Source organism: Corynebacterium hansenii, from assembly GCF_030408795.1.
GTDB classification, from domain to species: domain Bacteria; phylum Actinomycetota; class Actinomycetes; order Mycobacteriales; family Mycobacteriaceae; genus Corynebacterium; species Corynebacterium hansenii.
The window spans coordinates 53,058-65,684 of the sequence record NZ_CP047211.1 but is presented as its reverse complement, the minus strand read 5'-3'; the positions used below and the strand labels follow the sequence as shown (position 1 = coordinate 65,684).

Annotated in this window: 12 protein-coding genes; 7 read left to right on the top strand and 5 right to left on the bottom strand. The window is 72.5% G+C overall.

Annotated features, from left to right (window positions below; all coding sequences use genetic code 11):
- Positions 1 to 38 precede the first annotated feature (38 nt).
- Together CHAN_RS00295 and CHAN_RS00290 are read left to right on the top strand one after the other, a co-directional pair.
- A complete protein-coding gene (locus CHAN_RS00295; protein ID WP_290290716.1) occupies positions 39 to 905 on the top strand; it encodes a YggS family pyridoxal phosphate-dependent enzyme in 867 nt (288 codons plus the stop codon).
- Between the two features lie 79 nt (positions 906 to 984).
- Entirely contained in the window at positions 985 to 1,374 is a 390-nt protein-coding gene (locus CHAN_RS00290) for a Rieske (2Fe-2S) protein (RefSeq protein WP_048743162.1), read from the top strand.
- Here CHAN_RS00290 and CHAN_RS00285 read toward each other — a convergent pair.
- Positions 1,371 to 2,669, bottom strand: coding sequence for an MFS transporter (locus tag CHAN_RS00285; protein ID WP_290290711.1), 1,299 nt, complete (start codon positions 2,667 to 2,669; stop codon positions 1,371 to 1,373). The genes CHAN_RS00290 and CHAN_RS00285 overlap by 4 nt on opposite strands.
- A gap of 56 nt (positions 2,670 to 2,725) precedes the next feature.
- Entirely contained in the window at positions 2,726 to 3,961 is a 1,236-nt protein-coding gene (locus tag CHAN_RS00280) for an MFS transporter (protein WP_290290709.1), read from the bottom strand.
- 99 nt (positions 3,962 to 4,060) lie between these two features.
- Between CHAN_RS00280 and CHAN_RS00275 the strand changes: the two genes are divergently transcribed.
- Positions 4,061 to 4,978 (top strand): LysR family transcriptional regulator, encoded by a 918-nt coding sequence (locus tag CHAN_RS00275; protein ID WP_290290707.1) that lies wholly within the window; start codon positions 4,061 to 4,063, stop codon positions 4,976 to 4,978.
- Positions 4,979 to 5,036: 58 nt separating this feature from the next.
- On the opposite strand, the gene CHAN_RS00270 is transcribed toward CHAN_RS00275, so the two are convergent.
- Positions 5,037 to 6,278 (bottom strand): cystathionine gamma-synthase, encoded by a 1,242-nt coding sequence (locus CHAN_RS00270; protein WP_290290705.1) that lies wholly within the window; start codon positions 6,276 to 6,278, stop codon positions 5,037 to 5,039.
- Positions 6,279 to 6,446: 168 nt separating this feature from the next.
- Between CHAN_RS00270 and CHAN_RS00265 the strand changes: the two genes are divergently transcribed.
- Together CHAN_RS00265 and CHAN_RS00260 are read left to right on the top strand one after the other, a co-directional pair.
- Positions 6,447 to 7,892: a saccharopine dehydrogenase family protein gene (locus tag CHAN_RS00265; RefSeq protein ID WP_290290703.1), complete on the top strand. Its 1,446-nt coding sequence runs from the start codon at positions 6,447 to 6,449 to the stop codon at positions 7,890 to 7,892.
- Between the two features lies 1 nt (position 7,893).
- Complete coding sequence (locus CHAN_RS00260; protein ID WP_290290702.1) at positions 7,894 to 8,757, top strand: SDR family oxidoreductase; 864 nt, start codon at positions 7,894 to 7,896, stop codon at positions 8,755 to 8,757.
- Between the two features lie 348 nt (positions 8,758 to 9,105).
- On the opposite strand, the gene CHAN_RS00255 is transcribed toward CHAN_RS00260, so the two are convergent.
- Together CHAN_RS00255 and CHAN_RS00250 are read right to left on the bottom strand one after the other, a co-directional pair.
- Positions 9,106 to 9,468 (bottom strand): hypothetical protein, encoded by a 363-nt coding sequence (locus CHAN_RS00255; protein WP_290290700.1) that lies wholly within the window; start codon positions 9,466 to 9,468, stop codon positions 9,106 to 9,108.
- On the bottom strand, positions 9,465 to 10,172 hold the full coding sequence (locus CHAN_RS00250) for a DedA family protein (protein ID WP_290290698.1): 708 nt from the start codon (positions 10,170 to 10,172) through the stop codon (positions 9,465 to 9,467). Before CHAN_RS00250 ends, CHAN_RS00255 begins: the two co-directional genes overlap by 4 nt.
- Positions 10,173 to 10,408: 236 nt before the next feature.
- Between CHAN_RS00250 and CHAN_RS00245 the strand changes: the two genes are divergently transcribed.
- Together CHAN_RS00245 and CHAN_RS00240 are read left to right on the top strand one after the other, a co-directional pair.
- Positions 10,409 to 11,941 carry a sensor histidine kinase gene (locus CHAN_RS00245; protein ID WP_290290696.1) on the top strand — a complete coding sequence of 511 codons (1,533 nt, stop codon included), beginning with the start codon at positions 10,409 to 10,411 and terminating at the stop codon, positions 11,939 to 11,941.
- Positions 11,938 to 12,615: a response regulator gene (locus tag CHAN_RS00240; RefSeq protein ID WP_290290693.1), complete on the top strand. Its 678-nt coding sequence runs from the start codon at positions 11,938 to 11,940 to the stop codon at positions 12,613 to 12,615. Before CHAN_RS00245 ends, CHAN_RS00240 begins: the two co-directional genes overlap by 4 nt.
- Positions 12,616 to 12,627: the final 12 nt, after the last annotated feature.

The window sequence follows — 12,627 nt, the reverse complement described above, 5'->3', positions numbered from 1 at the left end:
CCCCGGATCGGTCCGGGGCGCCCAGTAACCTTGGGGCCATGGAGCACAACGAGCCCGAGTGTCCCACCGGTTCCGGCCCCGCGAGCCCGGCGGAGGTCCTCGCCCGCCATGACGCGATCCGCGCGCGCATCGACGACGCCGCCCGCGCCGCCGGCCGCGATCCCTCCGAGATCCGACTGCTGCCGGTGAGCAAGACGGTCCCCGCCGAGGCCGTGCTCGCCGATTGGCCGGTGCTTCGCGACGCCGGGTGCCCGACGCTGGCGGAGAATCGGGTGCAGGAGGCCGCCGCGAAGGCGGAGTTCTTCGCCGCCGCTGCCGCGGATCGTTCGGCCGTCGGAGATGCCGCCGCCATCACTCCCCTGCCGCGCTGGTCGGTCATCGGGCCGTTGCAGACGAACAAGGCCGGGCAGCTCGCCGCATTCGCCGACGAGTTCCAGGCGCTGGACCGCCCGAAGGTCGCGGCGGCACTGCAGCGGAGGTTGGCGGGGGCCGGTGCGACCGCATCGGCGGAACGGGATCCCGATGACGCCGGCCGCACCCTCGACGTGCTCATTCAGGTCAACACGTCCAATGAGCCGCAGAAGGCAGGGCTCGCCCCCGATGACGTCGCAGCATTCGTCGATGAGTTCAGCCCGGATGGCCCGTATCCGAACCTCCGGCTGCGCGGGTTCATGACCATGGCAATGATCGCCGACCCGTCGTCCCCCGATGGCTACGCCGACGTTCGCCGGTGCTTCGCCACGCTCCGGGAACTGCGCGACCGCATCGCTCCGAATGCTCCCGACGGCGTGACCCTCGATGATCTGTCCATGGGCATGTCCGGGGACTTCGAGCTGGCCATCGCCGAAGGCGCCACCACGGTGCGCGTGGGTCGGGCGATCTTCGGGGAGCGGCCGAAGCGGTGACGCCACTCCCCGGCTCCGGGCCGATCGGGGGCGCGAGGGCCCGTCGTAAAGCAATGCCCTGCCGGGTACCCTGAGGAGCATGAACGACAAGGCAGCCCCCAAGTTCTCCTGCTCCCGCCGCGGCTTCCTGCTCGGCACGGCCACCACCGCCGCCGGCGCCCTGCTCGCCGCGTGCGCCCCCGGCTCCGACGTCGAGCGCGTCGCGGCGGCGGACATCCCGGTCGGCGGCGGCACGGTGGTCGGCGACTACGTGGTCACCCAGCCGGAAGAGGGCGTGTTCAAGGCGTGGTCCGTGCATTGCCCGCACCAGGGCGGCCGCATCAACGCCGTGCGCGACGGCGTGATGGTCTGCCCCGAGCACAATTCGCACTTCGACATCGCCACCGGCGACGTCGTGTCCGGCCCGTCGCGCCAGCCCGCCGGGCCCGCGAAGATGGCGGCGGACAACGGCGAGCTCGTCGTCGGCTAAGCCGTCTTCCGGCTGCGAATCGCCCGGATGCCGCTGGTGCCCACCACCGCGGCGACGCCCGCCAGGACGTACAGGCCGATCAGCCACCCGACCAGCACCCCCCAGCTGCCCCAGTCCAGCACGTGGCCGGAGAACCACCCGACCGCCGAGGACCCCAGGTAGTAGCTGAACAGGTACATCGAGCTGGCCTCGGCGCGGTCGGACGTCGCGATGAGCCCCACCGACGACGACGCCAGCGAGTGCGCCACGAAGAACCCGCCGGTGAACAGCGCGATGCCGAGCAGCAGCGTCGCCAGCCAGGGCGTGGCCGCCAGCGCCAGGCCGGCGATGGCGGTCACGATGGCGGCGAGCATTGCTTCGCGACGCCCGATGCGCTGCGCGTAGGAGCCGGCGCGCGCCGACGACCACGTGCCCGTGAGATAGAGCAGGAAGACCATCCCGGCGACACCGGCGGACAGGCCGAAGGTGTCGCCCAGGCGGAAGCCGACGTAGTTGTACAGCGACACGAACCCGCCCATCGACAGGAACGCCAGGGCGTAGAGGCCCAGCAGGCGGGGATTGCGCAGGTGGCCGACGATCGCCCGGAACTCGCCGCCCAACGTCAGCGTCTTCGGCGTGAACCGGCGCTGCCGCGGCAACAGCCACACGGTGGCCAGGGCGAAGGAGAAGGCGACGACGGAAGACACGACCGTCGCCACGCGCCACCCGCCGAACTCCAGCACCACCGACGGGATGATGCGGCCCAGCAGCCCGCCGACCGTCGTGCCCGCCACGTACAGGCCCATGATGCGCGGCACGTGCTGCGGGTGGACCTCCTCGGACACGTACGTCATGGCCACCGCGGGCACGCCGGCGATGATCACGCCCTGCACCAGGCGCATTCCGATCAGCGCCGCCGCACCGGGCGCCAGCGCCAGCGTCAGGCCCAGCACCGTGGCCAGCACCGCGCCGATGAGGATCATCGGGCGACGGCCGAAACGCTCCGACAGCACCGACATCGGGATGATCGCGCAGGCCAGGCCACCCGTCGTCGCCGACACCGTCAGCGCGGCGGTGGCCGGGCTGATGCCCAGGTCATCCGTCAGCACCGGCAGCAGCGCCTGCGTGGCGTACAGCGCCTGGAACGACGCGATGCCCGCGAACAGCACCGCCACCAGCGCACGGCGGAAGCCGGGGTCGGTGGGCGTCAGGCCCGGCGGCACGGAAGCGTCCGTACGCGAGCCCGCCGCCGTGGACGCGGGCGTGGCCGCGCCGGCGGACTCCTGTGCCGAGGCCGAGGGGTGCACGTTGCTCATGCCCGTCATGCTGCGACGACGTCAGATATTCGTCAAATGCATTGCGATGGTCGTTTTCATTCCGTTTCAGCATCATCGCCGGTGGGGTCGGGGATTCCCCGCGTCCCCGCGAGTGCCGCGACGGCGGCGGCCGTGAAAAGCACGGCCAACCATCCCATCAGCGTCCCCCAGCCGCCCCATTCCAGCACATGCCCGGAGAACCACCCGACCATCGACGAACCCAGGTAGTAGCTGAACAGGTACATCGAACTGGCCTCCGCACGGTCGCGGACCGCGATGAGCCCCACCGCGGACGACGCAAGCGAATGGGCGATGAAGAAGCCTCCCGTGAACACCGCGACCCCCGGCAGAAGCGCGGCCAACCACGGCGTCGCCGCCAGGGCCACGCCCGCCAACGCCAAAGCGATTGCCCCCACGGTCGCCGGCCTGCGCCCGAACTTCCCCGACAAATCGCCCGCCCGCGCCGACCCCCACGTGCCGGCCAGGTACATCAGGAACACCAACCCGGCCAGGCTCGCGGGCAGCCCGAATGTGTCGCGCAAGCGGAAACCGACGTAGTTGTACATGGACACGAACGCGCCCATCGACGTGAAGGCCAGCGCGTACAGGCCGAGCAGGCGCGGGTTTCGCAGGTGGCCGACGAACGCCCGGATTTCGCCGCCCACCGTGAGCTCCTTGGGGGTGAAGCGACGCTGCCGCGGCAGCACCCACGCCGTGACCAGCGCCAACGCCAGGGACACGACCGCCGATGCGAGCACGGCGACGCGCCACCCGCCGACGTCGACCAGCACGGCCGGGATGATCCTGCCCGCCAACCCGCCGACCGTCGTGCCGGCGACGTAGAGGCCCATCACCCGCGGCACATGGTCGGGGTGGACCTCCTCGGACACGTAGGCCATGGCCACCGCCGGCACGCCCGCGACGGCCAGGCCCTGCAGCAGGCGGATCGCGATCAGCGCCCCGATGCCCGGAGCGGCCGCCAACGCCAGCCCCAGGGCCGTGGCCGCCAGTGCGCCGATGAGCAGCACCCGGCGGCGCCCGAAACGCTCCGACAGCACCGACACCGGGATGATCGCGCAGGCCAGGCCGCCCGTCGTCGCCGACACCGTCAACGCCGCCGTCGCCGGATCGACGGACATGTCCGACGTGAACGTCGGCAGCAGCGCCTGCGTCGCGTACAGCGCCATGTACGACGCCACGCCCGCCAGCACGACGGCGACCAGCGCGCGGCCGTGGCCGGGCACGCCGGGCGCCAGGCCGCCGCCGGCCTCCGGGGTCCGACCTTGCTCCATGATCGAATCCTCCATGAAATGCGAACATGCGTCCAATGCATGGGAAAGCCGCGCATGATGCCCGCGAAGCATCACCCCTGCACGGCTACCGTGAAACCCATGATCCCCACCGACCTGGACTGGTTCCTGGATCTCGCGCGGACCCGCCACATGGGGGATTCCGCGGCGAATCTGGGCATCCCGCAGCCCACGCTGTCGCGTCGTCTGGCGCGGCTGGAGGCGTCGCTCGGGGCGAAGCTGTTCGACCGCGATGGCCGGGGCCTCGAGCTCAACGCCCGCGGCCGCGCCTTCGCCGACGCCGCCACCGCCGCGACGGAGTCCCTGCGCGCCGGCGCCGCCGAGGTTTCCCGCCTGGTCAACCCGGCCCACGGTCCCGTCCGCCTGGATTTCATGCATTCGCTGGGCACGTGGATGGTCCCGGAAATCCTCCGCGCCGCGCGGGCCGCCCGCCCGGACGCGGAGATCACGCTGCACCAGGGTGCGGCGCGCCTGCTGGTCGATCGCGTGCTCGCCGACGAGGCCGACCTCGCCCTCGTGGGGCCCCGGCCACCGGAGTCACTGGACGGCGGGCCGCTGGAGTGGACGCCCCTGGCCCGCCAGCGGCTGGCCATCGGCATGCCCGCCGACCACCGGCTGGCCGGGTCGACCGCCCCGCTGCGCCTGCGGTCGGTGGAACGCGACCCGTTCATAGCGATGCGGCCGGGTTACGGCACGCGCCTGTTGCTGGATTCGCTTGCCGACGCCGCCGGTTTCCGCCCCCGCCTCGTCTTCGAGTCGATGGAGTTGACCACCGTCGCCGGGCTGGTCAGCGCCGGTTTGGGCGTCGCGCTGTTGCCCATCGACGACCCTTTCCTCCCCACGACCGGCGTCGTTCTGCGCCCGATCGCCCCGGCCGCCCACCGGGATCTGGGGATGGTCCGCCGCCGCACGCCGGCCATGACCCCGCCGGTCGCCGCGTTGCACGACGACATCGTCGCACTGGCCGGCACGGGGAACTGGGCGACGGGCGGGAGCTGACCGGCGCACCTCTCGACGGTGCGCTGCGCCGTGACGTCGGTCACCCGGCCGACTGCGCCTAAAGCCGGTCGAGCGCCTGCGCCAGGTCGGCGATGAGGTCGTCGGCGTCCTCGATGCCCACCGACAGGCGGACCAGGTCGGCGGGGATTTCCAGCTGCGTGCCCTCCGTCGACTGGTGGGTCATGCCCGCCGGGACCTCGATGAGCGACTCGACGCCGCCCAGCGATTCGGCCAACAGGAACTCGCGGGTCGACTCGCACAGCTTCGCCGCGGCCTCCGCGCCGCCGGCCAGGCGCGCCGAGACCATGCCGCCGAAGCGCTTCATCTGCGCCTTGGCCACCTCATGGTTGGGGTGCGACTCCAGGCCGGGGTACAGCACCTGCGAGATCTCCGGTCGGGTCGCCAGGAACGCGGCGACCTTCTCCGCGTTGTCGCAGTGGCGGTCCATGCGCAGGCCCAGGGTCTTCAGGCCGCGGGCGGTCAGGTAGGCGTCGAAGGCGCTCGGCGTTGCGCCGATGCCGCCGCGCAGGAAATCCAGCTCCTCGTCCAGCGCCGCATCGTTGGTGACCACCGCGCCGCCGATGACGTCGGAGTGGCCGCCGATGTACTTGGTGGTCGAATGCAACACTGCGTCCGCGCCGAGCTCCAGCGGGCGCTGCAGATACGGCGACGCGAAGGTGTTGTCCACGATCAGCTTCGCGTTCGCCCCCAGCTCCGCGTTGGCCTCCTTGACGGCCGCCGCGATGCCGGCGATGTCGCCCACGGTGAGCAGCGGGTTGGTCGGGGTTTCGATCCACACCACGGTGGTGGTCGGCTTGATCGCCGCGCGCACCGACTCGACGCTGCCGAGGTCCGCCACCGAGTACTCCACGCCCCAGTCGCCGAACATGGTGTCCACCAGGCGGTACGTGCCGCCGTAGGCATCGTTCGGGATGACGATGTGCGCCCCCGGCCGCAGCAGCGCGCGCAGCAGGATGTCCGTCGCCGCCATGCCGGAGGCGAAGGCGCGCCCGTACTTCGCGCCCTCCAGCTCGGCGATGGCGGACTCGAGCGCGGCGGACGTCGGGTTGGCCACGCGCGTGTACTCGAAACCGCCGCGCAGCACGTTGACGCCGTCCTGGGCGAAGGTCGAGCTGGCGTAGATGGGCACGTTGACCGGGCCGTACAGCGAATCGGGGTGGTAGCCCGCGCGCACCGCGGCGGTGTCGAAGCGGCGCTCCGGGCGCTGCGCCCCGCGGGTCGAGTCGTAGTCGGCGCCGTCCCCGGGGGCCTGGGACTGGGCGGCGTCGGCCTGGCTCATCTGCGATCGTCTCCTGCTCGTGACTGGTGCCCGCCGCCGTTGGCTGCGCATCTGCGCAACCGGCGGACGGCGGGCGAGGTTCACGCCATTATGCCCTTAGACCGAGCTGTCTACAAAAGAACGCCCGAAAAGCGGGCGAAAAGCCACCCGCGCCGTTAGCGTGGGGCCATGACACGGGACGACAACGCCTCTGAACGAACCGACCGGATCGACGACGCTTCGACCGCGACGGACCGCACCGCGCCCGACCGCGCCGGCCGCCCCCACGACATCGTGGTGTTCGGCGCCACCGGGTTCGTGGGCGAACTCGTCGCAAAGCATCTCGCCGCCCACGCGCCCGCCGGGACGTCGATCGCCCTGGCCGGCCGCGACCGCGCGAAGCTCTCCGCGGTGCGCGACGGCCTCGCCGGAGCCCCCGCCGGCGACGGCGCCCGCGCGACGACGGCGGCGGACTGGCCGCTCATCGTCGCCGACGCCTCCTCCGAATCGGACATGCGCGAACTCGCCGAATCCACCCGCGTGGTGCTCACCCTCGTCGGGCCCTACGCCAGCTACGGCAGGAAGCTGGCCCACGCCTGCGCCGCCGCCGGCACGGATTACGTCGACCTGACCGGCGAGGTCCTCTTCGCCCACGACTCCATCGCCGCCAACCACGAGCTGGCCAAGTCCACCGGCGCGCGCATCGTCCACTCGTGCGGCTTCGATTCCATCCCCTCGGACATCGGCGTCAAGGTGCTTCACGACGCCGCCGCGGCCGCCGGCGACGGAAACCTCGGAGAAACCACCCTCGTGGTCACCCACATGCGCGGCGGGGTGTCCGGCGGCACGATCGACTCGATGCGCCGGCAGCTGCAGGAGCTCAAGGAGAACAAGGAGCTCGGCAGGATCGTGCGGTCGGCGTACTCCCTCAACCCCGGCATGCGCGGCCCGGGGCCGTCCTACCAGGACGACGCGCCCATCGTCGCCCGCGAAGAGGTCTACGCCGGCGAATCCGGGGCGTTCGCGCCGTTCTTCATGGCGCCGTACAACACCCGCATCGTGCGCCGCACCGCCGCGCTGCTCGACGCCGACGCCGGGCAGCGCGGGGTCGAGGGCGATCCCGGCACCGACGGCGCGGGCCTCGGCGGCGCCAACGTCAACGGCGCCAACGCCGGCGATTCCGTCGGCTACGGCGAAGGCTTCCGCTACCGCGAGGTCATGTCCGTCGGCCGCGGCCTGAAGTCGGCCGCCCGCGCCCGCGCCGTGAAGGCCGGCATGGGCGCGCTGATCGGCGGCATGATGTTCGGCCCCACCGCGAAGCTGCTGGACAAGAAGCTGCCGGCGCCCGGCGAAGGCCCGTCGGAGGAAAGCCGCGCCCGCGGCCGCTTCACCATCGACGTCCACTCGGTGACGCTGTCCGGCGCGCAGTGGACCAGCCGCGTCGAACTGGAGAAAGACCCCGGCTACGACGGCACGGCGATGATGATCTCCGCCGCCGCGCTGGCCCTGGCCTTCGACCGCGATCGCCTGCCGAACCGGTACGGCGTGCTCACCCCGGCGTCCGGCATCGGCGACGCGCTGGTCGACCGCCTGCGCGAGGGCGGCATGAAGATCGAAGCCCGAAAGGTGAAGTGACGTGGCGGCCGCGAAGGGCCTGCCCCGCACCGCGCTGACCCACGGGCCGAAGCTGCCCGCCGCGCGCGGCCGGGCGCTGGTCACCGGCGCGTCGTCGGGCATCGGCTGGGCGTGCGCGGAGGCGCTGCGCGACGCCGGGTTCGAGGTGATCGGCACCTCCCGCAAGGGCGCCGGCGCGCCGCATCCCGGGGGCATCGAGATGGTGGCGCTCGACATGGGCGACCCCACGTCGATCGCCGCCGCGGCCGACCGGGTCCTGGAGGGCGGGGCGCCGACCGTCGTCGTCGCCAACGCCGGCGAAAGCCAGTCGGGCCCCTTCGAGGAGCTGCCCGCCGACGCCCTGAACAGGGTGTTCCAGGTCAACGTGCTGGGCCAGGTGGATCTGGTGCAGCGGCTGCTGCCGGGGATGCGCGCCGCCGGCCGCGGCCGGGTGATCCTGGTCGGGTCGATGCTGGGCAGCCTGCCGCTGCCGCACCGGTCGTCGTACGTGGCCACGAAGGCGGCGCTGCGCGGTTTCGGCCTGGCGCTGCGCGGCGAGGTGTCGCGCTTCGGCATCGGCGTCACCGTCGTGGAGCCGGGGAGCATCAACACCGGCATCTCCACCCGTCGCACGAAGTACGGTGCCGCCGAGGGCTCGCCCTACCGCGAGGACACCACCACGATGGTGCGCAACCTCGACGCCAACGAGGCCAAGGGCATCTCCGCCGAGGAGGTCGCCGAGACGATCACGCGCGAAATCACCGCCGACCGCCCGCTGCCCCTGGTGGCGCGCGGATCGCGGGCTGGGCTGGTCGTGCCGTTGACGCGCATCCTGCCGACGGAGGCGACGCTGGCCCTCATGCGACGTGTGCACGGGCTGAAGTAGGCCCGACCGAGGCACCACACGGCCCACCTCCCCGGCCACCGCCTCCGCCGCCGCCGTTGCCGCCGCCGCTGGGCCCTCGCCTGCCCAGCTTCCCCCGCCGCCGCCGCTGGGTCCTCGCCTGCCCAGCTTCCTCCGCCGCCGCCCCATCCTCCCGGACCACCGGCCCATCCCGGCTAACCCACCCCGAATGCGCAACCCCACCCGCTGTAACGGGTGGGTCTGCACATTCGGGGTGGGCTTGCGTCAGGGGTCCGGGCGCCACCGGAGGCAGCGTGCGGGTGGTTTAACGGGCCGGAGGGTCAGCAGGGCCGGCGGTTTAGCGGGCGGGCAGTTTGGCGTGCAGGCGGATCAGCGTGCGGGTGGTTTAGCGGGCCGACCGTTTGGCGGGCGCTCAGCGGCGGCGCCTTCCTCGGCGGCGGTGTCTTCCCCGCCGCCGGCCTCCCCCTCGTCGCGCCCCTTGTCGCGCCCCTCGTCGCGGCGAATCGCCCACCACGCGATCGGCCCGGCGTACGGCAGGACGACGCAGATGAACCACCACAGTGACGCGGCGAACCAATGCCCTCGCCAGACTTCGACGGCGACGACCGCCCACGCCAAGACGAGCGCGATCATCCCGAGAATCCACATGATGTCGAAGCTCTCGGGAATCTCGATGTCGCCGATATACGACGGCGTGGCGGTGGCAGCGGTCGCTGTGGCGGTGACGATCACGATCGACCCCCGCCGCTCGTGGCGTCACGCGGGCCGTCGTCAAGCTTCAGCAGCTCGACCCGCGGGCGCTGCGCACGGGCGCGCTCGGCCCGCATCCGCTCTCGCCGCGACCGCCGCACCGCGAACGCCACGACCACCACCGCGGCCACCGCCAGCAGCACGTACAGGACCACGGAGAACCCGTCGATCCACTCCGCGACGATGTGCCACCGATTGCCCAGCAGCACGCCCAGGTACACCAGCACGCCGTTCCAGATCGCCGACCCCGCCGTCGTGTACAGGGTGAACTTCAGAAGCGGCATCCGCTTCAGGCCCGCGGGGATCGAGATGATCGACCGGATGCCCGGCACCATGCGGCCGAGGAACACCGACGCGTCGCCGTGCTTGCCGAACCACCTCAGCGCCTTGTCCACGTCCGACGTCCTCGCCAGCGGCATTTTCCCGGCCAACGCCCGCACGCGCTCCGCCCCCAGCGCCGCGCCCGCCCAGTACAGGACGAACGCGCCGAGCACCGATCCGCCCGTCGCCCACGCCACCACGGCCCACCAGCTGAACTTCCCCGTCGTCGCCGTGAATCCGGCGAGCGGCAGGAAGAACTCCGACGGCACCGGCGGGATGATGGTCTCCACGAGAATGGCCACCGCCACGCCCGGCGGCCCCAGCGTGCCCATCAGGGACACGGACCAGTCGATGATCGTTTGCACGGGGCTCCTCCAGCGCGGCTCGGGGGTTCTGATCGTCGGCCGCTTGCGCCGATTGTCGCGCCTCGGCGACTCCCCCACAACGGGCCGCCGCCCCCGCGGGTTCCCGCCCGCGGCGGGGGTAGCGTGCGCGCCACCCGGATACGGGCGCGCGGGCCACTGTATTTTCGCAGGTGAAGCGGTGCAATTGGGTCAGACGGAGCAACGGGCCCCGTCACCGGGAAACGGAAGGACCCGTCATGAACACCCCCAACACTTCGCTTTACGACGCCGCCGAGGGGCGCGGCACGCGGTCCGTCGCCAAGCGCGACGACCGGCGCGGCGCGACCGCCGCAACCGACGATGCCGGCGCGCGCCGCCCCCGCACGCTGGGCGAAGGGCTGAAACGGCCCGGCTACCTGGTGTCGAAATGGCCGTGGCTTGCCATCGGCTACGCGCTGATCGGCGTCGTCCTGGCCTCGGCGCTGTCGTCGGTGCTGCTGGTTCTGCTGCTGCTGAGCCTGGTGCCGCAGCTGCGGGCAATGATCTGGCCGGCGCTGCTGCGCGCCGAAGCCTGGCGGCTGGGCATCATCGACGCCCCCGCGTCCGAGCAGATGACCCCTCCGCTCGCGCGGATGGTCGAAGACGGCGGCACGCCGACGTTCTCTCAGTTCGCGCACCTGGCGCTGGTGACGTTCGTCATCGGCCCGCTGTCGACGGCGCTGGCCGCCGTCATCCCCTTCGCGGCTTTCACCGTCCTGTTCCCCTGGTGGCTTTTCGACGTCGCCGTGGTGCAAAGCGGGGCCACCCCGCAGGAGGCCGCCGACGTGGCTTCCGTGTACGACGCCGTCATCGCACCGCTGCCCACGTGGGCCATCGCGGCCTGGGTGATCGTCGCGGCGCTGGTGACGATCATCGTTTCGCTGTACCTGTTCGGCCTGTGGGCCCTGGCCCTGGGCAAGCTGGCGAAGACGCTGATGGCGCCGACCGAGGAGCAGCTGCGCGCCGACGTCGACCGTCTCGAGTCCGCCCGCGCCGACGTCCTCGACGCCGCCGCGCTGGAGCGCACGCGGATCGAGGGGGCCCTCCACGACGGCGTCCAGCACCGCCTGGTCGCCCTGACCATGAAGCTCGGCATGGCCGAGGCCGAGGATCCCGACGGCCCCACCGGCAAGCTGGCCGCCGACGTGCACCGCGAGATCGACGAGGTCCTCGCCGACCTGCGCCGCGTGATCCGCAACATCCAGCCGCGCGCCCTGTCCGAGCGCGGGCTGCGGGCGGCGGTGGCGGACCTGGCCGCCGGGATGCCGCTGCCCGTCGACGTCGACGTCCCGTCGGCGCGGATGCCCCGCCACATCGAGGAGGCGGCGTTCTTCATCGCCGCCGAGGCGCTGTCCAACGTGGCCAAGCACTCCGGCGCCACGCGGGCGACGGTGATCGGCGGCATCGAGGGTGGCCTGCTGACCCTCACCATCGCCGACGACGGCCGTGGCGGCGCGGCGGAACGGGCCGCGGATCCGCTCGGCTCCGGCCATGGGCTGCGCGGCATGCGCCAGCGCGCGGCGGGCGTCGACGGTACCGTGACCGTGACCAGCCCCGACGGGCGCGGCACGACGGTGACGCTGACGTGCCCGGCGATGATCGTCCAGGCGGCGTCCGCGTTCGATGGTGGCGCGGGCACGGGTGCCCTCGCCGCCGCCGGCGGTCCCGCCGATTCCGCGGTCGCCGACCGTGCCGGCGGCACCATCGCCGGGCCCACCGCCCCGTCCCCCGAGGAGGATTCCCGCCGATGACCGCCGCCACCCCCGCGCAGAAACCGCTGCGCATCGTCCTCGCCGAGGACTCGCCCCTGCTCCGCGCGGGGGTGGAGGCCGTTTTGGCGCGCGGCGGCCATGAGGTCGTCGCGGCCGTGGGCGACGGCGACGCCCTCGTCGACGCGGTGCGCGCGACGGTGCCCGACCTGGTGATCACCGACGTGCGCATGCCGCCGGGCCATTCCGACGAGGGCCTGCGCGCCGCCGCCCAACTGCGCCGCGAGCGGCCGACGCTGCCGGTGATCGTGTTGTCGCAGTACGTGTCGGTGGCGTACGTCGACGATTTGATGGCCGGCGGCGGCCGCAGCCTCGGGTACCTGCTGAAGGACCGCGTCGCCCACGTCCGCCACTTCCTCGATGCCGTCGCCGATGTGGCGGCGGGCCAGACGATCATCGACCCGGAGGTCGTCCGCGCGCTGGTCGGCGGTGCGGCGGCGTCGGGCCCGCTGGCCACGTTGACGCCCCGCGAGCGCGAGGTGCTGTCGCTCATGGCGGAGGGCCGTACGAATCATGCGATCGCCGAGGAGCTGGTGGTGTCGGAGGCGGCGGTGCGCAAGCACATCGGCGGGATCTTCTCCAAGCTTCCGCTTGACGACGGCGCCGACCGCCGCGTGTCCGCCGTCCTCGCGTACCTGCGGTCGGAGGTCCGATAGCCGGGGCACTGG